This is a genomic window from Fructobacillus sp. EFB-N1 (assembly GCF_001038455.1).
Lineage (GTDB): Bacteria > Bacillota > Bacilli > Lactobacillales > Lactobacillaceae > Fructobacillus > Fructobacillus cardui.
Genome location: NZ_LDUY01000001.1, coordinates 42,459 through 65,122, shown reverse-complemented (window position 1 = coordinate 65,122; position 22,664 = coordinate 42,459). Strand labels below are relative to the sequence as shown.

The window sequence follows — 22,664 nt, the reverse complement described above, 5'->3', positions numbered from 1 at the left end:
CAAAGTAACCAGCTCTTTTCGCACTTACCTATTCTACCAATAATGAGCCATAAAAAAAAGCCCACGCAAAGTGTGGACTCCCTGAAACAGGTACCTGTAGGCCATGTTTTGTTCCAGTACTTAACAGGGATTAAGCACCTTCAGTAATCATCTATCTAAGCGTTGCCGCCATACCGACCATCGTTTCATTTCACTAGGTCAGCCGCCCCTACCAAAGTTTGGGTTGCCCGCTTGTGGGGTTTACCTCGTCTCAAGTCCTAGACTTTCACCTAGGAATCCGTTTCTATGGCACTTTCAGACCTATTTTGACATAGCACAGCCTTAGCCATTTCAGTCGCCGTCGTGGTTTGCACCACGCCTGGGTTTATTCTTTATCCCAGCACAAACACTACACCCATCGCAGAGTGTGCGAGCATGGACCTTCCTCACATGAGAAATATCATGCGCAATTACTCAGTACCTGCCATTAAACAATTAAACCATCGTTAATCGCACTAAAAAGTTTACCACTTTTTAACTTAGTTTGCACCATTTTCTGAACCAAATACGGCTCGTTCCAAATTAGCAACACGCTTAATCAGATCCAAGTTAGTTGGTGTTGCGCTTGGTGTCTCAACTGGAGCAGGTGCTGGCACCTCTTCAATGACCGGTGCGGGTGCAACCGGTTGGGCTTCGCGAACGTGATCTTCAGCAGTCAATTCTTCTTGAGTCTGCTTCAAAGCGGTCTGCAATTGACCGACTTGCGTCTGCAATTCTTCAATGCGCTTGGTGAAAACGCCGTAATCAGAAATGATGTCATCCAAGAAACCATCAACATCATTGGGGTCATAACCGACACCAACGCGCTTTTCCTTAAAAACACGGTTGTAAATATCTTTTTGAGTATACTTTACTTGAGCCACAAGAAACACTCCTTTAAATTATAATTGAACTAGGCTAATAATACCAGGAAAACCTGGCAGTAGCAAGTTTTACAGTCATGCTAGTAACACTACTGTAATTGTTTCAGATTAAACAAACGTTAATTTTTTAAATTTTATCCAACTTTTTGTCGATTATTTATCAAGGCAAAAGAAACGCCCGGCACTGAGATAAAGCTGCCTTCAAGCCAGTCAATCAGTTAGAGCCACCCCTTATTTTAAGGATTTTCACTTCCTCATTGGTCATGCTGATTTTCCTGGTAATCGTTGGCAAATTCCTGTAAGTCATCCATACTAATCGTTTCCAGTGGGTATGGAGACTGTGCCTGAAAATCTAAAATCGCTTGATAATCGTACTGGGCTTTCCCCGGAAATTCGGCATCATACAGGAGCACCGCACCATCCGTATGGTTTAGGACAAAGTCCTGATACTGGCGCAATTGATACGGCCCCTGATAGTCCTCCTTATGGACATCGGCATAGAAATCAACCTGCTGTTTTAAATCCGCTAACCGCCTCTGGCTCGCCTCCTGCCACTGCGAACCAAAATGACCAAAGGGCAAGAGCATCGCGACCCGCAAATCCGGATATTCTGCTTTTAAATCCAACGCTACTTCAATCACCCAGGTCTCCACTCCGAGTTGACCGCCCGTAATTACCCATTCCAGACCTAGGTCCAACTGTTCTATCATCGTTTTCTTGATAGCATACTTCAGAACCTGAACTTTGGGGTCCTTTTCCTTAAAGACGCCCAATTCATATGTTCGATAACCGGTCATCCAAATCCGGCTCATGGCTGGTGCCCCCCATCAAATTGAGATTGGTCGGATAGACAATCGCCATCTGCTGATTTGGCCTGGTTTGGCTGAGTTGCCTCGCGTGGATTTTTAGCTGGCATTTGTTCTACCTGATCCCCAGCTATTTTTTTTTGATGCCGCTGTGCTCTTTGATCAGCCACCGGCTGACCAGCCCGTTTGCCAACTAACAAATCTGCCAGGTAATCGTCGAGCGCCTGCAAATAATCCAGATTGGGCATCAGACTTGGCTTGACCAAATAGCCTGCTGCCACAACATCGGTATACGGCAATGACCGGTGGCCATCAAGGGCCTGCCAATTGCGGACCAAATCAGGTGCTGGATAGAGGTAAGTTTCATCTAAAAGCGTAAATTTGATTAAAACAAAACCAATGCCTCCTTGGGCCACCACCTCGGATAAGTGGCGCACTTGGTGTTCATGAAAGTTTTTCATTGGAAACGAGGTTTTGTTCTTGGTTTCCTTAGCATCAAAATCAACATAACGCCCCTGATAAACACCGTTATAATCGGTCGTTGATGGTTGTTGAAAATAAGCTTCCGTGATTTTAGCTGCTGATCGTGCCGGATAATCAACATTAACAATCGTTACAGGTGTTGGTTTCTTATAAATAACCGCAAGATGGTTGGCCAAATAGTATTCGTTGGCATCGTTAATCAGGCTTTCAAGAGCCATCCCCCGTCGCCCGAAGAGGAGACCTTTTTGCGTCTTCTTGCCGCGTTGAATTTGATTTTTCACTTGCTGCCCATCGCCATGGACACCCTTGGGATAATTCACCATCGTGTTTCCTCGAATTTCTAAGTTACACTTATTTTAACATATTACATAAATAAGGCGGATTGATGAAAATCTGATAAAATCCCTTGACTTTTTCTCATTTTATTCTAATATAAGGTTAATCATTGAATAACAGAAGGAGAATTATTATGACGAAAGCAAAAGTAAGCGACCTCGATTTTAATAACTTGGGTTTTGGTTATCATGACTTGCCCTACCGCTATAAGGCAGAATACCACGATGGTCAGTGGCAGCCAGGCGAATTGACGACTGATTCAACCATCCATTTGAGCGAGTCAGCCGTTGCCTTGCATTATGGACAAGAAGTCTTCGAAGGTTTGAAGGCCTACCGTCGTAAGGATGGTGGCGTGAACATCTTCCGCCCCGACCGTAACGCCCATCGAATGCATAATTCAGCAGAACGCTTGTTGATGGCTCCTTATCCAGAAGATAAGTTTGTTGAAGCGGTGAAGGAAGTTGTTAAGGCCAACCAAGACTTCATCCCTCCTTATGAATCTGGTGGTTCTTTGTACTTGCGACCATTGTTGATTTCAACTTCACCTGAAATCGGTGTCCACCCCGGCCACGACTTTTTGTTCACCATATTTGCCATGCCAGTTGGTGCTTACTATCCTGGTGGTTTGGCTCCAACGGCCTTTGTGACTTCTGAATTTGACCGTGCTGCTCACGGTGGAACAGGACAAGCCAAGGTTGGTGGTAACTATGCCGCTTCCATGTTGCCTGGTGACAACGCCCACAAGGCCGGTTATTCCGATGTTGTTTACTTGGACCCACGCGAACACGAGTATATCGAGGAGCTCGGTTCTGCCAACTTCTTTGGAATTACCAAGGATGGCCAGTTCAAGACACCAAAGTCACCATCAATTCTCCCTTCTGTTACAAAATACTCACTCTTGGCCTTGGCCGAAGAAATGGGCATGAACCCGGTTGAAGAAGCCATTTCAATTCATGATTTGGATCAATTTGCTGAAGCCGGAGCCATGGGAACAGCGGCCGTGATTTCGCCCGTTGGTTCCATTACCCACGAAGGCAAGAAGCATGTCTTCTTCTCAGAAACTGAAGTTGGCCCAAAGACCCAGGCTCTCTATGACCGCTTGATTGGTATCCAATATGGCGACCAAGAAGGTCCTGAAGGTTGGGTGCAAGACGTACCTTTGGTCTAATACCTGCTTATTCAACTTATAAAATCAGGTTACCCAAATAAAACATTTAATGTCGGATAAATCAGAACGAGCCGCGAGGCTGGTTCTGATTTTTTATGTGTAAAAATAAAAATCCCAGCCTAATGGCTGGCATTAATTTAACTTTGCTTTTGATAGGTTGCGCCCGTCACGTCGCTAATAAAAATCCGGTGGTTCTTAGTAACCGTGGCTTTCGATGTTTCCCCATCGTTTCCTTCAAGGGTTAATTTATTACCCTTCAGCCGGTACTTAACCGTCATCGTCTTTTGACCGTCTGAATAAATCGTTGTTTGATCACCCTTAAAGGTCATCGTCACCTGCGCACTCATATCCCGATAACTCCCCGATAGGTGGGCTTGTTGGTACCTAATCTTTTGGTAGGCCAGTCCAGCCAGCAAGACTGCTAATAGTCCAACCACGACCGTGACAACTCCTTGCCTTTTTTTCAAAACAAGTAAAAATTGCTTCATCCAACTCTCCTTAGGGCCAAATCAGAATTAGTTAACCCTTTCTCATCTGTTACGTTCATCTTACCACACTCCTGTAGGCCTTTTGGCCGATTTTAGTTCATAACCAGCATTTCTTTTCTGAAAAAATTTCAGAAAGCAATTAGTTAAGATTAGTATCGAAAAGAACCAAGTCGCGGTATCCTAGAACTAAAATCAAAACCCATTTTATGAAGGAAAGAGACAAATGGAGACCAGATTACTACTTGTCGAAGATGAGGAAGGCTTGGCCGATTCCCTCTCCACCGAATTTCAGCTAGAAGGCATCCAAGTGACCCAAGCTCACGATGGCCTGGAAGCCCTGAAAATTTTTAATAACCAACCAGATCAATTTGACGTAATCATCTTAGATTGGATGCTTCCACGCCTAGATGGCTTTAGCGTTTTACGCAAAATCCGCAAGGAAAGCGATGTCCAGATTATTATGCTCACGGCCAGAGACTACATTGGTGATAAGTTGGCCGGCCTGACCAACGGTGCCGATGACTATATCACTAAACCCTTTGAAACAGAAGAACTCCTGGCACGAATTGAAATCGCCAAGCGCCACGGCCAACGACTTCTTGAGGAAAATCAGGAATTGCGGGTTGCTGATTTAATTGTCAATATCAAGAAAAAAAGAGTCTCGGAAAACGGCATTATCATCCCCCTCACTCAAAGGGAGTTCGACCTTTTGGTTGTGCTGATGAATCATGAAAATGAGCCCTGCACCCGCGATTACCTCTTAGACACCGTCTGGGGGATTGACTTCGAAGGCCAACCAAACATCCTCGATGTCTACATTAAAAATCTCCGCAATAAACTCGACCAGAATGAAGACCAGCCAAAGCTGATCCATACCATTCGTGGTACGGGCTATATGCTTTCGGCCAACGTTTCTAATAGCTGATTAATTGGTACAGCAATAGCCGGCGGCGACAACTGATTTGGCTTACCCATAACCGCGGCTCCCAATAACTGATTTTCCAAGATACAAAGTCAAGGAAGGTACCCCACCATTGCTCAAAACTAAAAGACCAAAGAAAAATAAACAATCCAGCGCCAGCATCATGCTCCGCAGCCAAATCAAAATGATTATCGTCATCACCATCTCTTTTAGCATGATGATGATTTTTGGCGTAGGCCATAAGCTCCTAAACGATGTCAAACTCTCGACCTGGCAGATTACCGCCAGTCTGAAGAAAAATGAGATTGATAGCGACCATGATTGGGATGATTGGCGAAAAAACAGTACCGTGGACATTAACCATAGTTATATTTACGTCCATAACCTGCGCCAAGATGCTGAAGCCAGATATTACTTCTCACCGCGAGCCGATGACCTCTTGCAAAAGAAGATGATTAAAGTGCCCTTTATCAATAACTTGTATTATCGGCCAGGCTTTGGCTTTCTCTACCGACGCTTTGTTTCTTCCAATGGCATTTACTACACCCTATGGCAAAATATCGGTCCACAACTCTCCATCTTAATGCGTGTGATTGAAGTCTCAGCCATTTTGCTCGCCGTCACTCTGGTTCTCGCCCCCATCTACATTCGTCGGTTAACCGCCAGATTAACGGACCCGCTCACCGACCTGTCAACTAGCACCCAAGTGATTCACCAAGCAGAACAATCTGGGCTGATTCAACTTCCTGTTCCTAGCCAACCCACCGAAGTGACGGAGCTTGCCCAAGACTTCAACCACTTGCTTGCCCTTCTCAACCAGCGGCAAGACCAACAGAAGCTCTTTGTCATGAATGCTGCCCATGAACTGCGCACGCCGATTGCTACCATCAAGAGTCATGCACAATTAATCGACCGTCACGGTGCTGACCATCCAGAAATTATTGAAAAATCAGTGACCTACATCACTAAAGAATCACGAGCAATGCAACAAATTATCGAAGACCTACTGGCCATTCTGCGCGTTGAAACGCTGTCATTGGCATTAACGAGGATGAATGTCACTACGGCTGTCAGCGAAATCATGCAACCGTTAGAAAAACCAATTCCTCAAAAACTGATTTTACAGCTAGAACCCAACTTGATGGCGCAGACCAACTTGGAGGCCCTCGAGCAGATTCTGCACAATTTGATTCAAAATGCTAGCAAGTATTCAAAACCCTCAGACCCAATTGTCGTTACGCTTGCGAATAAGGAAAATGCTTCCGTGTCCCTCACGGTGATGGACCAGGGCTTGGGTATTCCAGAGGCCGATAAGGCACATATTTTTGAGCATTTTTATCGCAGTGACGATGTCCGTGGCTCCATCCCCGGAACCGGCCTTGGCCTGGCCATTACCAAGCAGTTCGTTGACCTGATTCACGGGCATTTGTCCGTAGCCGATAATCCGACTGGTGGAACAATCTTCACCCTTCTATTGCCGAGTGCTATTGATACTACCGGCCAAAGCGACCATTCGTAATCATTGATTCACATTGGTATCATTCCTTTGCCACCCCTTTGGGTGGCTTTTTTAGTCCAATAAAAGGTTGATCTTTCTTGACCTAATTTGGAATTTAATCGATTTCACGTCATGTTACGATCTCTTACTGTCACCATTAAACCAGTTATCGCCCCATTTCACAGACTGTTTACCGACCAGCTCGCCTGTCCCATTCTGAAAAAAATTAAGCTTGGCCTTATTTTTCATAAGTAGTTCAAGATGCATATGCCAACTAAACTATTTGATATACGTTTTGGAGGAAATACGATGAAAAATAAACAAAAAACACTCTTCAGTTTCGCCCTTATTCTAGCCTTTGCCATTCTGGTGCTCGGAGTTTTGACCGACTCAACGGCCATCACGAATTTCGATTCAACGATTAGCCAAAGCACGGCCAAATTAATGACACCCACGAATACCGCTTTTTTTACCGTCGTAGCCGACCTGGGCAGCCCACTCGTGGTGATTACACTGACCGTCCTACTGGCTGGCTACGTTTTCTACAAAAAAGACCACTTCCTAGCTTGTTGGATTATTTTACTCCAGTTCGGCGGTTCCGCACTGACTGAAATCATCAAGATGACTATCGCTAGGCCTAGGCCCAGCCATCAAATCATTGCCGATACCGGATTTAGCTTCCCCAGTGGCCACACATTTTGTACGACAATTTTCGTCATTTGCCTGCTGATGGTCGTTTTGCCAAAGATTCCAGTGGATAACCGCTACTACATGATTATTCCTGCCTGCACTTGGATTATTATAGTTGCCTTTTCACGTTTTTACCTGCGTGACCACTACCCATCAGACGTTGTCGCTAGCTTACTCTTAGCGACTGGCTTTTGGTTGCGCCTAGAAGGTTATCGCGACCGCCTCCACCAAGCTGCGACTGCCTTTTTAACCCGACGACAAGCGCGCGCTTTACCAAGTAAAAATTAGTCTAAACGCAAACAGTACACTTCCTGATTTTTTATCGGTGAACCACAGTAACTCTGTCAGCGTCCTTCGCATTTTTTTATGATGCAAGCGAGACGCTGCCCATACATAAACAAATAACTAATCGATCTCAATTTAGTCAACACGAAAGGTATCGCCAGCACCATGTTAATCACATCCAAAAGCCACAGGCCCTATTCCCTTTTGGCTGTCCTACTTGCCCTCTGCCTCATTATTGGTAGTACCGGTAGTTTTAGTTCACAAACATCGCTCGCCATTGTCAGCACCACCATCTTGTTCCTGATAGCAAGCTACTACCTGCGACCTTTTTCCAACCGCTTGAGCATCCGCCAAATCAGAACTATCACCTACCTAGCCCTCACGTTAATGGTTGTCGGCCAGGTGCTGATTCTGATTTGTCAGCCATGTTGGCCGTCCTGGTTATTTTCAGATTTTTATGGCGCTGGCCAAAAGCTAGCACTACCAGGGCCAAAGTTAAAATCAGCCTGGGACTCACTGCCACAGCACTGCTGGGCATGCTGATGAAGCCGAATATGATTGTCCTGTTACCTGCTGGATTCTTAACACTACTGATTTTAGCCATCAAGAGATTTTAGCCATCAAGAAAGAACGGACAAAAAAACAACTGTTATGCTTCATTCTTTTTCTCAGCTTGGGGATGGCCCTAGCGATGCCAGCCACCCTCTTAATTGACCATGCCAGCTCCTATCAGCCACATAGTGTGCTAGTCATTGGGTCTTAATGGGGCTCGATAAGAGTGAAGATGGCATGTACAATGACTAAGACGTCGAAAAGGATATCAGCCTAGCTAACACCACTGCCCGTCGGCAATATGATAGCCAACAAATTGTTCATCGAATCCAAACGCTCGGACCACTGGGTCTCAGTGAACTCTGGTTGAAAAAATTAACGATTTTATTAGACGTCAGCGCCGTCCAAGACTGATATAACGGTGGCTTTGAATCGGCTCCAAAATGGTATCAAGACCACATTGCCTTTATCAAAAAGCCATTAAAATCGGCTACGTTGTCGCTTCGATCATTCTCTTTTTCACGGTTAGCCTCCCTCTGCTATGCTGGCGACCACGCTTTCATCGTCAAAAAGACCAACTAGCTCTGCTAGCTGTTTTAACCGCCTTGGGCTATCTGGCCTTCCATGTTATCTTTTGGGAAGCTGAATCACGTTATGGGCAAATTATCCTACCGGCTCTTTTCCTCCTTCTAGCCGCTTTACCAGCCCCTGTCACCCGTCGACAAAAGGTTACCGATGTTAAAAGACAAAAGCGCTGGCCTCGTGTCACCTTTCTCATTTCGGCAACCATTACCATCTATGCCATCTTCCTGCAGTCCTACTCACTGTCCACCATTGCTGTGGCCGCCCAACGGAGCCAACTTTCGGTCCAATACCACGCCCAAGCAACAACCACTAGTCCCGGTACAACGCTTGAACAGCAAGTTAATTTGCCCAAACCCGCTAATACTTTCTCGGTTTAAATTCAAGCCAAACAAACCATGACTATCACACTCCAAAGCCTTCAAAGTGCCCATGTTTGGACCTTAACAGAAAAAGCGGATGAATTTATCCTGAAGCAACCCCTTCCCGCAGGCTCTTACCAGATTGTCATTCAAAATCAGGGACTAGTTCCCCAGTTAATTGATTTAGTTCAAACCAATAACTACACTCTGGCACCTTTTCCAATAACGATTAACCAGTTACAAAATAAGAACGTATCACTGATTTACTTCTTTGAATGGCTCAATATGAAGCCGTCCTAATAATAGCCATTTCCCTAATAAAAAAGACGAACCCGTCAACATCAACTTAGTCAGCAGACTAACTGTGACGTGCGATTCGTCTTTTTATTTTCGGTTGGTTGTTTAGTCCCATCATAAATATATTTGTAATAATGCGATACACTTTTAAGTGCAGCGTTTTATTAATTATTATAATAAAATTTCATCATACTAAAATTAATTGCTATTCCAATATTTATAACACAACAATCATAATACTTTATCAGCCATAATAGAATATGATGCTTTTATTTATTCACTAAACTTAAGTAAAATTTTTTTAAGGTCTTAAGCAAATTTCTTAGGTTGAACATATCAATCCGTCCAATATCTAGCGATTCATTTAAAAACTCTTCAACTTTTTGAGCTAACTCTAAGATATCAATATTTTCATCCGAATGAAAGTCCTTGGAATTTGTTATCTGAATATACTCAGAGTTCAAATATTGATTTAATAAATTTGCCTTTGAACCCACAGTGAGCAACTCCGAATACAATTGACTAGAATCCAAGACTTCTCGAAAAATATTTACATTTAAATTAGAGTGTACGATGTTACGCATCAATTCATAGTTATCGTCAAAAATTGCAACGACTAGCTGCTCAGCTTGCATTTCATGTTGTGCTTTATCTCCGGACTCCAAGATGTCATAAACTTGTTTCAGAATATTGTCATCCGCTGAAATCACTGAGTACATAAAACTGATTTCCCCACGATCGTAAGTAAACTTATTTTTCAGTACCTCTCTATCGACCGCTTTTTTGAGCACTTTTAACAAAACAGCCAAATAATTCTCTTTGCAAAAATATAAATCATTCTGATCAAAGAACAAGAAAGTGTTAATTGTTGACAAAATATCCTTGATTGATATCTCCTGTTTCTGCGAATCATCGAGTATCTGCTGTTCAAGTTTCTCAAGTTGCTTATCTGTCATATTTCTAAAGTTTGCAACTTCGTCTAAACTAGATACCTTCCCAATTGGCCTAAATAATTTCATCCATGAGTTGATGAAACCTGCTGCATCAAAAACACCACTAAAAACAGCTTCATTAACAGAATTATCGTACATTATTACTTGTTTCAAATTATTGTCATCATGATATTTAAGCGTTATTTCTTCTGCCAATGATTTCTCTTCATCGTCCTTTATATGCATAAAGAAAAAACTACGGGTATTGAGAATTCGATCAATCAATACAATGTTTTCACGAGTTAAATTTCCCTCACGATATTCTGTCGCAATCACAAATAGATTTACAAATACCGATCGTTTGATTTGAAGACAATCAAGCTTGTCTTGCGTGTCCCCCTCCCAGTACTGATTTAACTTCCTATCAATGATAGTAAACGTAGTCAGAATAAATTCCAACGTTCTTAAGTTAATTTTCCCTCCATTTCGTCGAGCGTAACCAGCAAAAATCTCCACAAGCCACTCTGAATCTTCTTGTAAGAAATGATTGCCTGAATCTTGGAAAAACTCTTGTCTGATATTGTTAAAATCATAAGTAAAAGGAAATATTCGACTCACAACCTTCTCGCGAGTCATATTAAACTCGTTGATTTCAACGTCCCGAATTTCCTTAACGTTACCAACAACGATTACCCTATATCCATACGGCTCAATAATGTCAGTAAGCAGAAATCCCATTAAATCCGACGTGTGGATATCTCGACTAATACGTTCTAAATCATCAATAATTAAAACCGGAGATGAATCTGGTACTTGAGAGCGTAATCGTTTATTAATTACATAGTTTTCAGTTGTTGCTGCTAGTGTTTTAAAATTCGAAAACTTTTCCCAAACAGCACTGCCTATTTCATTAACAATAGGCACTATGTCCTTGGTGTTGACTTGATCTTCTTTATCTATATTTTTACCAAAACTAGAGATGAATAATTTCCCAATCAATTCCGACTTTAACTTTGCCAGCGATTCATATCCATACACAGAGAAATAAACAACCTTATGCTCCCCACAGATATGCGGTACCACAGTATTCTTTAAAAAATAAGTTTTCCCGGAACCCCAAGCCCCATCAATCATCACTGCAAACTGATCGTCACTGTTAACATAGTTCGATAAACTTTCGAGCAACTGACTATTTTCCAAATTCACACCTCACAATAGTAATATGTATAGAATGTACAGACAAAAAGAACTGCAGTGATTATCCCACTTGCTAAATATACCTACGTTAATGATACTTCACATAGTTTTAATTTCCTACTCTTCTTGAACACGCCCACATAAAAAATCCCCGCCAGCTCAGCCCTCATTCGGCCCAAACTTGGCGAGGATTCTGGCGGGAAACGTAACAATTTCCCCGCCAATCGCGTCCTTTGTAGTTTCCGAAAATGCGTTAAATCAACATTCCGGTTTCAATTTGCATATAATTTTTATTCCCATTCAACCGTTGCAGGTGGCTTAGCGGTAATGTCGTACACGACGCGATTGATGTGATCCACTTCGTTGACAATTCGTGAAGAAACCTTTTGCAACACATCCCATGGCAAGCGGGCAAAGTCCGCTGTCATACCATCAACAGAAGTAATGGCACGGACGGCAATCGTGTATTCGTACGTACGGTAATCACCCATGACACCAACAGACTTGTTGTTTGTCAAGACAGTGAAGTACTGCCAAACATCACCTTCCAAACCGGCCTTGGCGATTTCATCGCGCAAGATAAAGTCGGATTCACGGACAGTTTCCAACCGGTCCTCAGTGATTTCACCCATGATTCGGATACCAAGACCTGGTCCTGGGAATGGTTGACGCCAGACCAACTCGTGGTCCATTTGCAGCTCTTCACCTAAGGCACGAACTTCATCCTTGAACAACTTGTTCAAAGGTTCGATCAAAGTAAAGTTCATTTCTTCAGGCAAACCACCAACGTTGTGGTGTGACTTAATTGTTTGGGCTGTATCCGTACCAGATTCAATCACATCCGTGTACAACGTTCCCTGGGCCAAGAAGTCAACGTCCTTCAACTTAATCGCTTCATCGTTGAAGACTTCGATAAATTCGTTACCGATAATCTTACGCTTTTGTTCTGGGTCAGTAACACCAGCAATCTTTGACAAGAAACGATCCTGTGCATCAACCTTGATGATGTTCAAGCCAAACTTGCCACCCAACATGTCCATCACTTGTTGTGCTTCGTTCTTACGCAACAAGCCATGGTCAACAAAGATACAAGTCAATTGGTCGCCAATGGCCTTTTGTAACAAGACACCAACAACAGATGAGTCAACCCCACCTGACAAACCAAGCAAGACCTTCTTGTCACCAACTTCGGCGCGAATCTTCTCAATTTGTTCATCAATGAAACCAGCCATTGTCCAAGAAGCGTCTGCTCCAGCAATGTTGATGACAAAGTTTTTAATGATTTCCTTACCGTGTTCAGACAACGTTGTTTCGGAGTGGAATTGAACACCGTACAGACGGTCATCATCATTAGCAATCGCTGCAATTGGCGTCTTTTCAGAACCAGCAGCCACAACAAAGTTGTCAGGCAACTTTGTGACGTTGTCTGAGTGTGACATCAAGACAACTTGCTCTTCTGGCGTACCAGCAAAGAGCTTTGAAGGAGCAGTCTGCTTGATAACAGTCTGACCAAATTCCCCATTACCTGGGTTGGCTTCGACTTTACCACCCAAATGTTGGGCCATCAATTGCATCCCGTAACAAACACCCAAGACGGGAATCCCCAACTTGAATACTTCAGGGTCAATTGGATAAGCATCGTCATCATAAACTGATTTTGGACCACCCGAAAGGATAATTGCCTTAGGGTTGTATTCCTTAATTTCATCAATCGTCATCTTCGATGACTTCAATTCAGAGAAAACGCCGAGTTCTCGAACGCGTCGCGTAATCAATTGATTGTATTGGGACCCGTAGTCCAATACTAAGATTTTGTCATTACCTGTGGTCATGGCTTAGTCTCTTTCCTGTTCAACGTAATTTGGCGCTTTTTTGGTGATTTCCACATCATGAGGATGTGATTCCTTCAAGCCGTTATCCGTGATTTGAACGAATTGTGCGGACTCTTTTAAATCAGCAACCGTATGTGAACCAGTATACCCCATTCCGGCCCGTAAACCACCATCAATTTGGAAAACCGCGTCTTCAGCGACGTCTTCTTTGGCAAGGTAATCAGAGACCATGACCAAATCAGCACCACCAGCCAAGGCCTTAACAACATCACCTGAATAATGAATACCGCCCTGAGCGATAACCGTCTTATCCATTGGGTCTGCCACTTCAGCAATGCCCATCACAGTCGTCAAGAATGGGTAGTGAATGTCATCAGGCCAGTCAGAATGAACTGAACGGCCAGCAATCACGGCATCGACACCCAAGTCGAAGAGTTCCTTAGCAACTGCAGGATCTTCAATGGTTCCAACAGCCAAAGTAACGTGGCTCAAGGCCGCCTTCAAGTCCTTAATTTCAGCGGCAATATCAGCCGTCAAATCATCATTTAAGTAGAGGAACAAAGCAGAAACACCAGCGCCAACCAATGCTAATGCACGTTCCTTCACGTCAGCGGCCAACCAGATTTCAGCACCAACGGCCACGTGACCATCTTCAGTTACCAAAGTCTGTGGGTTCTTGTCCAAATCAACAGTTGCGGCACGCACAGCTTCAACGGCAGCCACTTGGTCTGCAACAGCTTCACTAGCAGCAACCAAGCCCAATCCACCAGATTGAGCCACAGCCAAAACGACTTCTTGTTGATCAGCAGCTGGATTAATTGCTGCAGCTGCCAACGGGTTTTTCATAGCCAATGCGCCCAAATGCGTCTTCAAGTCGACCAAGTGTGGCAAAACATTTGAAGCTGCTGGGACCAAAAGGGTTTCGTCGTAACCCAAGCCGTGTCGTGTATTCATGTCAGTCATAATTTCTCCCGATCAAAAGTTTGTGTTCGTAAAAATTACAAAGAAGCCTGGTAGTCAAAGACGTCAGTGGTCTTCTCAACGTTTTCGGCTTGGTCAATGGCTTCTGGCACATTGTGCACGCCCCTTTCGGCCATTTCCTTGCGCAAGTGGTCCAAGATTGGCATCAAAATATCAGCCAAAGTGCCCTTGTAGGCAACTCGTGCTTCAATTCCTTCTGGCACCATCTTCTTGGCTTCGTTCACTTCTCCCTGGAAGTAGCGGTCCTTTGAACCATTTTCCATGGCAGCAATGGAGCCCATGCCACGATAGAACTTAAACTTCTGGCCGTTGTCTTCGAAGACTTCCCCAGGAGTTTCCTTTGTGCCTGAGAACATTGATCCGAGCATCACAGCGTTACCACCCATGGCAATCGCCTTCATGATGTCATCGGGTGTCTTAGCACCGCCATCGGCAATGATTGCCTTACCACGACGCTTAGCTTCCTTAGCAGCATCACGAATGGCAGACAACTGTGGCACACCAATTCCCGCAACAACACGTGTTGTACAGATTGATCCAGGTCCGATTCCAACTTTCACGACATCAGCACCGGCATCGTATAAATCAGAAGCAGCACCTTCAGTGGCAATATTACCAGCAATGATGTTAACGTCAGGGAAGGCATCCTTGACTTCGCGCACCTTACGCAAAACACCTTCTGATTGGCCGTGAGCAGAATCCAAGATAATGGCATCGGCACCAGCATCAACCATTGCACCAGCACGGTCGACCGTATCATTGGTTACCCCAACGGCACCGGCAACAATCAAGTGACCCTTGGCATCCAAAGCTGCGTTAGGGAATTGATTCAAATCAACTTGGTGTTCCTTCACCTTCTTGATTTCACCTGCTTGGTCAGCAATCGTCATATTTTTATGAACAACGCCCAATCCACCAAACTGTGCCAGGGTAATGGCAAAATTCGCTTCTGTGACAGTATCCATTGCGGCTGATAGCAAAGGAATCTTCAGCTTGAGCGTAGGCGTCAATTCCGTTTCCAAAGAAACGGCATCAACTGAAATTTCGTCTTGTTTTGGGGCGACCATTTTCATATCGTCAAAGGTCAAACCCATTGGGACGAACTTATTTTTAATCTTAAATTCTGCCATGATTCTCCTCACCATCCTGCTTACAATATAGACCAAAAAGAGCACTTTGCAGCTACCACAGCTCCGCAAAATGCTCCCTCAAAAAAACCTTGATTCGCATTCACGGATAGTCACGACTTTTGGGGCGCGGTAGAGACTGCTGGCCATTTTCCAGCGATATATCTGTAAATTTCTCTTAAATTATTATTGATAATTGTACTCGGTTTTTTCTCATTTAGCAATAAAAATTCCCGAACATTAAATTATAAAAAGATGAGAATTTAGTCCTCATCTTTTAGTTGATCCAACTGATCGGCTAACTGTTGTTCAGCCTCCAATTGGGCGTCAATCGTGACCGCTTTTGGTCCCATTGACTTCTTCATTTGTAATTGCCGGTCGGCATCCCAAAACTCACCCGCAACGGAAACCGTTGACAAGAAGTTAATAAAGGCCTTTGGGTCGACCTGGCGAACAGTTTCCTGCATTTCAAACAGTTCAAAACGGGAGAGCACCATCATCAGCGTTGTTGACTCCCGCTTCGTATAAGCCCCTTCTGATGGCAAAATGGTAATGCCACGAATCAAGTCACGGTGCAAAGCATCGATGACTTCCGGTCCCCGACTCGTGACAATCAAAGCCGTGAGCTTTTGGTAACCAGTATAAATCGCATCGATTACCCGTCCGGTTGCGTAAATCCCAATCAAAGTGTACAAAGCATTTTGCCAACCAATAAAGGAACCAGCAATCAACACAATCACAAAGTTAACTGCGTTATTAAAGGCACCAATTGATTTTCCAGTTCGCTTTTGCACAACCATCGAAATAATATCAAAACCACCCGTTGAAAAACCATAGCGCAGAGCAATTCCAACAGAGGAACCAACCAGCAGGCCACCAAAGAGTGAGGCCAGCAATGGCTGAGTCGTGAAAGGATGGACTGGCACGAAAATCAAAGCCAATGCTACCACCATCGCGTTGATAAAGGATAGAATGGTAAACTTACCACCAATTAATTTCCAACCCATAATTCCAATTGGAATATTGAAAATCAGAAAGAACAGTCCGGTTGGAATCCGTAAATGCCAAGCATCAAAGACCAACAGGGAAAGCAATTGCGAAATTCCATTAATTCCAACAGAAAAAATACTATTGGGGATTAAGAAATAATTCAATCCAAAAACCTGTAGTCCAACGGAGATTACGAAAACAGCGCTTGTCAGCGCAGCCTTACGCCAAGATTTTGTTAAAGCTTGCATGGCGAGCCTCTCTTTCAAAAAAGAATTTATCACTGTCTCTCATAATATCATAGAAAACCTGTATCTTCAGCCTGGTAGCCAACATTTCCTAAACAAAAGAAAAGAAAACAAAGACCACGATAGATTGATTCTTGATACAAAAAAGCCAGACATTTGTCTGGCTAAAAATTCAATCATTATTTGGCTTTTTCTGGCTCGTGGCCACGGTCTAGGACCTGATTTAACAGGCCAAAACGGCGATATAAGACCAGCAAAACGGCAAGTCCACCAATCACCCCTAAAGCAGTTGCTAAGCCTGCACCAGCCTTTGTTGTCGTCGTCAGCAAGAAAGTCTTTGAGACCCAAGTTAACAAAAAGGCAACGATGGCCATTACGGCCGCTGATAGATAAGTCTTTAACAAGGTATCCTGGATGGTTCTCATCGAAACTTGGTAATTCTCCTTCAGATACTTCATCATCAGGTATAGCGACCAACCTAAACCAAGCGCGGTAGCAATCAAAGCCCCCATCCCCTGGAAGAGGTAAATCAATGGTGCCTGAATCACAATCTTAATTAACAAGCCATAACCAAAGGCCCGCATCACTTCTTTACCGTGTGACAAGGCCTGTAAGACAAAGGCCAACAACATAAAGAAGGACATAATAATCGTCAAAACAGCTGAGAATTGGAGCAAGTAAATCCCGGCTTGGACCGTTTGATCAATTGGGTAAAAGAATCGGTACAAAGGATCTGAAACGGCGTACATACCAAGCGCAGATGGCACCAAGACTAGAGAGGTCAATCGCAAGACGGCAATTAACTGTTCCTTCAAGGCCCCCATTTGCTTAGCCGCCTTCTTGGCTGCCAAGATTGGTAAGGCCGTTGCCGCAATACTTGTGGCGAAAGAAATGACAATCATCACCAATTTATTTGGATTGGCCGAGAACAAGGCAAAGTCAATCTGTAATTGACTAAGGCTCGTATGGAAAAACGCCTTCATCAATGGGAAAAAGCTGTATTGGTCAACGAACAAGAACAAATTCGTTGACGAACCAATAACGACAAAGGGCCATGACTCCTTCAAAATATTGATGACCATCGATAGTGCTTTTGACCCAGTTGGTTGATCCTTTTGATCTTGGTTATCATCTTTTTGATGACGACGGTGCAAAGTTTGGTCAGCAGCTGTTTGATTTTCAGCGACTGCTTGCTGGTTGGCAGCACTCATTTGTGCCAAAGCGGCTTGCTCGTCCGGCACGCCGGCAACTGGGTGAATCAACCGCGCATAGCGCACCCAGCCATAGCCCAAAACGGCCAATGAGAAGAGCGCCCCGATAAAGGCGGCAAAGGTTGATTGAACAACGGCCCCAGTCCAGTTGCTACTATCATGACTTAAGACAATCCAAGTAGCCAACAACAAATAAATCACACGACCAACCTGTTCCCAAATATCAGACAAGGCTGAAATGTGCATCAATTGGTGTCCCTGGAAGATTCCACGAACCATCGACATCACTGGAAAGACCAAGACAGCCGGTGCCAAAGAATGCAGAACTGGGACGACCTGGGCATTGCCGTTCGATAGGAGCGGCGCTGCAACATACAACAAGGTCGAAAAGATAATCCCAAGCACTACCCCGATTTGTAGTGATCGTTTGGTAAGGGCCCATAAACCATTCTGATCTTTTTTAGCAATCAGTTGGGCCATTACCTTGGAAATGGCTGATGGAAAACCAAAGGTAGCAATTGAAAGTAAAATCGCATAGATATTATACCCTTGCGAAAAAAGGGCATTCCCCTGGTTGGCTGCCTTACCAAGCATGGCCAACCATGGCAGGATATAAACTGCTCCTAAGAGGCGAGAAACAATGTTCCCCATGGATAACCAAAAGGACCCGCGGACCAAGGCACTATTTCCGCCACCCTGACTTTGGTCAAGAGCCTGCTCATCACTAGCAGACCGGCCCAACGAAGCCACTGTTTGGTCTGCCAAGGCTGTTACGTCATCAACTGGCTGACCATCATCGCCATCTTTTTGGTTGGCCGACTGCTTTGACCGGCGCTGAAAGCAGGCTGATTTTTTGGTTGTTACTGCTGGTTGTTCTACTTCTACTTCGATTTCGGATTCAGACAATGGTTTTGAATCATCTTTCGAATCGCCATTATTCAAATTCTGTTTTCGTCGATGCGACCGTTTTGGCCAAAAAGCGACAATTTTTTCTTGCTTGGTTTTAGGGCGAAGATTTCGCTCTAACTTGGCGAGCAACTCGTCAGCCGTTAGATGTTGGTCATCAAGTGGCGCCCGGTCTTTTTTTTCTTGACCACCCTCTTGTTCGTTATAAAAATCCTGGGTCATACCTGTATCACCTTTAATATGTATCCCATTAGGAAGGAAAAACCGTCTTCCTAACGGGCCATTCTTGGATTGTTTCGATTAAATCAGCTAAACACCAAGATAACACGTTCGCTCTTACTTCGCAACAATATTAACGAACTTACCTGGAATGGCAATAATTTTTTTGATTTCCAAGCCATCCAAGTTCTTTTGAACCTTTTCATCAGCCTTTGCTGCTGCAATCAAGTCGTCCTGACTGGCATCAGCTGGTAAGACCTGCTTTGAACGGACCTTGCCGTTCACCTGGAAGATGATTTCCTTTGTATCATCGACCAAGGCTTCTTCATCATAAGTTGGCCAGGCAACATAAGTGATGGATTCCTTTGAACCCGTCAACTTTTGCCACAATTCTTCGGCCAAGTGTGGTGCAAACGGTGCTAACATTTGCACAAAGCCTTCCATGTAAGCGGCTGGAAGCTTGTCTTCCTTGTAAGCATCATTGACAAAGACCATCAACGTTGAGATGGCAGTGTTGAAATGCATGTTTTCCAAGTCTTCCGTGACCTTCTTGACCGTCAAGTTGTATTCCTTCTTGAGCGTGTCATCGGCCTTATCCGTCAACTTGTCCGTTATGGAACCATCTTCATTGATGAGCAAGCGCCAAACACGGTCTAACCAACGACGAGATCCTGTCACCCCTTCTTCAGACCATGGCTTGTTCTGAGTCAATGGGCCCATAAACATTTCATAAATTCGAAGCGTGTCAGCCCCATATTCGTTCACGATATCATCTGGGTTTACCACGTTGCCCTTCGACTTTGACATCTTTTCATGGTTAGCACCCAAAATCATTCCTTGGTTAACCAACTTTTGGAATGGTTCCTTGTCCTTCACCACGCCAAGATCATACAAGACCTTGTTCCAGAAACGGGCATACAAGAGATGCAAAACCGCGTGTTCTGCTCCACCGACGTACAAGTCGACGTTCTTCCAGTAAGCTAATTTTTCAGGGTCGGCCAAAGCCTCGCCATTCTTTGCATCGATATAGCGTAAGAAATACCATGATGATCCAGCCCATTGTGGCATGGTGTTGGTTTCGCGACGACCCTTCATGCCATCTTCACGAGTGACTTCCAGCCAGTCCTTGGCATTGGCCAATGGTGATTCACCAGTACCAGAAGGCTTCAATTGCTCTTCTGTCATTTCTGGCAAACGTAGTGGCAACTCATCCTCTGGGACCAATGTCTGTGTGCCATCTTCCCAGTGAATAACAGGGATTGGTTCACCCCAGTAACGCTGGCGAGAGAAAATCCAATCACGCAAGCGGTAGTTGACCTTCTTTTCACCGGCACAATTTTCTTCCAACCAAGCAATCATCTTGTCGATGGCCTCTTGCTTGCCCAAGCCATCTACGAAGCCTGAGTTAATGTGAACGCCCTCGCCACTATAAGCTTCCTTGTCAATGTCGCCACCTTCGATAACTGGCGTAATGCGCAAGTCAAATTTCTTAGCAAAGTCGTAATCACGCTGATCGTGGGCTGGCACACCCATCACGGCTCCGGTTCCATAAGAAGCCAAGACATAGTCGGCAATCCAGATTGGCAACAATTCACCGTTAACTGGATTCTTTGCATAAGCCCCAGTGAAGACCCCTGACTTATCTTTATTCAAATCAGTTCGCTCCAAGTCAGACTTAGTGGCAATTTCTTCTTGATAAGTCGCTACAGCTGCCTTTTGATCAGCAGTGGTGATTTGATCAACCAAATCGTGTTCTGGTGACAAAACCAGGTAAGAAGCACCAAACAACGTATCTGGACGAGTTGAGAAGACTTCAATCTGCTTACCATCATGTCCATCAACCGCAAAGCGAATGGAAGCACCGATTGAGCGGCCAATCCAATGACGCTGTTGCTCCTTAATCGCTTCAGGCCAATCCAAATCATCCAAGTCATCAATCAAGCGGTCCGCATAGGCCGTAATCCGCAGAACCCATTGCTTCATCGGCTTGCGGTAAACAGGGTAGCCCCCACGCTCCGTCTTGCCATTAATCACTTCTTCGTTAGCAACAACCAAGCCACCACCTGGAAAATCAGGAGCCCAGTTGACCATGATTTCATCTTCATAAGCCAAGCCCATTTCATAGAGCTTTTCAAAGATCCATTGCGTCCACTTGTAATAGCTAGGGTCAGTTGTCTTAATTTCACGGTTCCAGTCATAAGAGAAGCCTAATGACTTCACTTGGTTCTTAAAGGTTTGAATATTTTCGTCTGTAAAGGTTGCGGGGTTGTGACCCGTCTTCAAAGCATACTGTTCGGCTGGCAAACCAAAAGCATCCCAACCCATTGGATGCAAAACATTAAAGCCACGAGCACGCTTAAAACGCGATACGATATCCGTGGCCGTATACCCTTCTGGGTGACCAACATGTAATCCTTGACCAGATGGATACGGAAACATGTCTAAAGCATAAAACTTTTCCTTATCTGATTTATCTGGTGCTACAAAGGTTTGATCCTCATCCCAAAAATTTTGCCACTTCTTCTCAATTGCTTTGTGATCGTATCCCATTTTATTCCTCCATCTACTAAAAAACGCCCCATGTTAAGCCACTTGGGCCTAACATAGGGCGATTGTCATCGCGGTACCACCTACGTTTTGTTCAATTTCTTGAACCTCGAAGTTGCCTTAACGCAGCAAGACGTACCGACTACTCCACTTCACCGGTAGGGGTTTCAACCGAGTTCATGATTTTGGTTGGTAAGCTTCCAGCCCCGCTTACTTTCTGATGCTCCGCAATCACTACTATTGTTGAAAACTACCTTTATTATAGCATAAATCAGTAAAAATTCGTATACTATAGATTAGAAAAGAAAAAGGAGCTCGCGATGCAAATTTCAAATCGACATTTTATTCAAAGTACACTTGAAGAAACGGTCGAACCTGGTAACCTCGTTGTGGATGGTGCTGCTGGTATCGGCTTAAACACACGCTTTCTATCGAGCCGTGTGGGCTCACAAGGCCAAGTTTTGACCTTTAGCGAAGAGAAAGAAAATGCGAATCAAATCGCTTCTTCTCTTTTTATGGCAGGTTTACAAGACCGCGTTGACGTGATTAACGGTGTTTTGACACAAGACAAGCTGCAAGCACAAATTGGTAAAGTTTCAAAGCTTGACCTCGCCATTCTTGACTATGGCTCTGACACTGGCACTTCCCTTCCTAACCGAGAAACGCTTAACGAACAAATCACCCTTCTTTGGGACCACCTTAAAGATGACGGTCTCTTGATTGTCAACTTAACCCGTAACCAACAGGCAGTCAACTTCGACGTCTCCATTACAAACGATACGGATAAGGCTAGCTACCAAACTCATTCTGACTTAACCTATTTGATTGAACGCAAAGACGATTAGTCCCAGCATATCAATTCGTAAAATGGTATAATAGCGCCAATCAACAAAAACGGAGGCAAAATTCATGGGACGAATTGTCAACCAAGAAGAGCACATTAATACACCCTTAGAAGACCTCATCGACCTACCCATTCTTGATACGAAGCAAGATAAGGAAGCTCGCGATAAGGCTTTGGGTATTAAAAAAGACAAATAAAACTTACAAAAGCCCGCTGGCTGTTCAGTAATTACTGACAGTTGCGGGTTTTTAGTTTAAATCTA

General features: G+C 44.2%; 18 protein-coding genes, 1 other RNA gene, 1 pseudogene and 1 riboswitch. Of the genes and pseudogenes, 8 read left to right on the top strand and 12 right to left on the bottom strand.

All coding sequences use genetic code 11. The features are described 5' to 3' along the window. Positions 1-92: 92 nt before the first annotated feature. From rnpB to recU, 4 genes and pseudogenes are all read right to left on the bottom strand, one after another. Positions 93-461: RNase P RNA component class B (rnpB, locus tag FEFB_RS08395), an RNA gene on the bottom strand. A gap of 57 nt (positions 462-518) precedes the next feature. Beyond that, positions 519-902 (bottom strand): cell division regulator GpsB, encoded by a 384-nt coding sequence (locus tag FEFB_RS00280; RefSeq protein ID WP_047974255.1) that lies wholly within the window; start codon positions 900-902, stop codon positions 519-521. Positions 903-1,156: 254 nt separating this feature from the next. Continuing rightward, a complete protein-coding gene (locus tag FEFB_RS00275) occupies positions 1,157-1,714 on the bottom strand; it encodes a DUF1273 domain-containing protein (RefSeq protein ID WP_047974254.1) in 558 nt (185 codons plus the stop codon). A 191-nt stretch (positions 1,715-1,905) separates the two neighbouring features. Beyond that, positions 1,906-2,514: pseudogene (recU, locus tag FEFB_RS00270) on the bottom strand (Holliday junction resolvase RecU); the annotation flags it as partial. A 146-nt stretch (positions 2,515-2,660) separates the two neighbouring features. Between recU and FEFB_RS00265 the strand changes: the two are divergent. After that, positions 2,661-3,695, top strand: coding sequence for a branched-chain amino acid aminotransferase (locus FEFB_RS00265; protein WP_047974253.1), 1,035 nt, complete (start codon positions 2,661-2,663; stop codon positions 3,693-3,695). A gap of 137 nt (positions 3,696-3,832) precedes the next feature. On the opposite strand, the gene FEFB_RS00260 is transcribed toward FEFB_RS00265, so the two are convergent. Further along, a complete protein-coding gene (locus FEFB_RS00260; RefSeq protein WP_047974252.1) occupies positions 3,833-4,183 on the bottom strand; it encodes a hypothetical protein in 351 nt (116 codons plus the stop codon). Positions 4,184-4,406: 223 nt separating this feature from the next. Between FEFB_RS00260 and FEFB_RS00255 the strand changes: the two genes are divergently transcribed. The 5 genes from FEFB_RS00255 to FEFB_RS08155 all read left to right on the top strand — a co-directional run bounded on the left by FEFB_RS00255 (position 4,407) and on the right by FEFB_RS08155 (position 9,374). Continuing rightward, on the top strand, positions 4,407-5,108 hold the full coding sequence (locus tag FEFB_RS00255; RefSeq protein WP_047974251.1) for a response regulator transcription factor: 702 nt from the start codon (positions 4,407-4,409) through the stop codon (positions 5,106-5,108). A 109-nt stretch (positions 5,109-5,217) separates the two neighbouring features. After that, positions 5,218-6,624 carry a sensor histidine kinase KdpD gene (locus FEFB_RS00250; RefSeq protein ID WP_235271942.1) on the top strand — a complete coding sequence of 469 codons (1,407 nt, stop codon included), beginning with the start codon at positions 5,218-5,220 and terminating at the stop codon, positions 6,622-6,624. Between the two features lie 288 nt (positions 6,625-6,912). Further along, complete coding sequence (locus FEFB_RS00245) at positions 6,913-7,581, top strand: phosphatase PAP2 family protein (RefSeq protein WP_047974249.1); 669 nt, start codon at positions 6,913-6,915, stop codon at positions 7,579-7,581. A 992-nt stretch (positions 7,582-8,573) separates the two neighbouring features. Further along, on the top strand, positions 8,574-9,092 hold the full coding sequence (locus tag FEFB_RS08160) for a hypothetical protein (RefSeq protein WP_053068886.1): 519 nt from the start codon (positions 8,574-8,576) through the stop codon (positions 9,090-9,092). Between the two features lie 18 nt (positions 9,093-9,110). After that, entirely contained in the window at positions 9,111-9,374 is a 264-nt protein-coding gene (locus FEFB_RS08155) for a hypothetical protein (RefSeq protein WP_053068885.1), read from the top strand. Between the two features lie 266 nt (positions 9,375-9,640). Here the strand turns inward: FEFB_RS08155 and FEFB_RS00235 are convergent, their stop codons facing one another. The 7 genes from FEFB_RS00235 to leuS form a co-directional block, all read right to left on the bottom strand. Then, on the bottom strand, positions 9,641-11,503 hold the full coding sequence (locus FEFB_RS00235; protein WP_161795077.1) for a P-loop NTPase fold protein: 1,863 nt from the start codon (positions 11,501-11,503) through the stop codon (positions 9,641-9,643). Between the two features lie 287 nt (positions 11,504-11,790). Next, positions 11,791-13,332 carry a glutamine-hydrolyzing GMP synthase gene (guaA, locus tag FEFB_RS00230; RefSeq protein WP_047974247.1) on the bottom strand — a complete coding sequence of 514 codons (1,542 nt, stop codon included), beginning with the start codon at positions 13,330-13,332 and terminating at the stop codon, positions 11,791-11,793. A gap of 3 nt (positions 13,333-13,335) precedes the next feature. After that, a complete protein-coding gene (locus FEFB_RS00225; protein WP_047974246.1) occupies positions 13,336-14,295 on the bottom strand; it encodes an IMP dehydrogenase in 960 nt (319 codons plus the stop codon). A gap of 35 nt (positions 14,296-14,330) precedes the next feature. Further along, positions 14,331-15,443 (bottom strand): IMP dehydrogenase, encoded by a 1,113-nt coding sequence (locus FEFB_RS00220; protein ID WP_152666205.1) that lies wholly within the window; start codon positions 15,441-15,443, stop codon positions 14,331-14,333. Between the two features lie 87 nt (positions 15,444-15,530). Continuing rightward, a riboswitch (purine riboswitch) is annotated at positions 15,531-15,627 on the bottom strand. A gap of 76 nt (positions 15,628-15,703) precedes the next feature. Continuing rightward, positions 15,704-16,678 (bottom strand): YitT family protein, encoded by a 975-nt coding sequence (locus FEFB_RS00215; protein WP_047974244.1) that lies wholly within the window; start codon positions 16,676-16,678, stop codon positions 15,704-15,706. A 176-nt stretch (positions 16,679-16,854) separates the two neighbouring features. Beyond that, a complete protein-coding gene (locus FEFB_RS00210; protein ID WP_047974243.1) occupies positions 16,855-19,014 on the bottom strand; it encodes a polysaccharide biosynthesis protein in 2,160 nt (719 codons plus the stop codon). A gap of 114 nt (positions 19,015-19,128) precedes the next feature. Continuing rightward, positions 19,129-21,561: a leucine--tRNA ligase gene (gene leuS / locus FEFB_RS00205; RefSeq protein WP_047974242.1), complete on the bottom strand. Its 2,433-nt coding sequence runs from the start codon at positions 21,559-21,561 to the stop codon at positions 19,129-19,131. A gap of 317 nt (positions 21,562-21,878) precedes the next feature. On the opposite strand from leuS, the gene FEFB_RS08150 reads away from it, so the two are divergent. Then, the gene (locus FEFB_RS08150; protein WP_053068884.1) at positions 21,879-22,403 is read left to right on the top strand and encodes a hypothetical protein; all 525 of its coding nucleotides are present in this window, start codon (positions 21,879-21,881) and stop codon (positions 22,401-22,403) included. 64 nt (positions 22,404-22,467) lie between these two features. Further along, positions 22,468-22,599 carry a hypothetical protein gene (locus FEFB_RS09070; protein WP_255360177.1) on the top strand — a complete coding sequence of 44 codons (132 nt, stop codon included), beginning with the start codon at positions 22,468-22,470 and terminating at the stop codon, positions 22,597-22,599. Positions 22,600-22,664 lie beyond the last annotated feature (65 nt).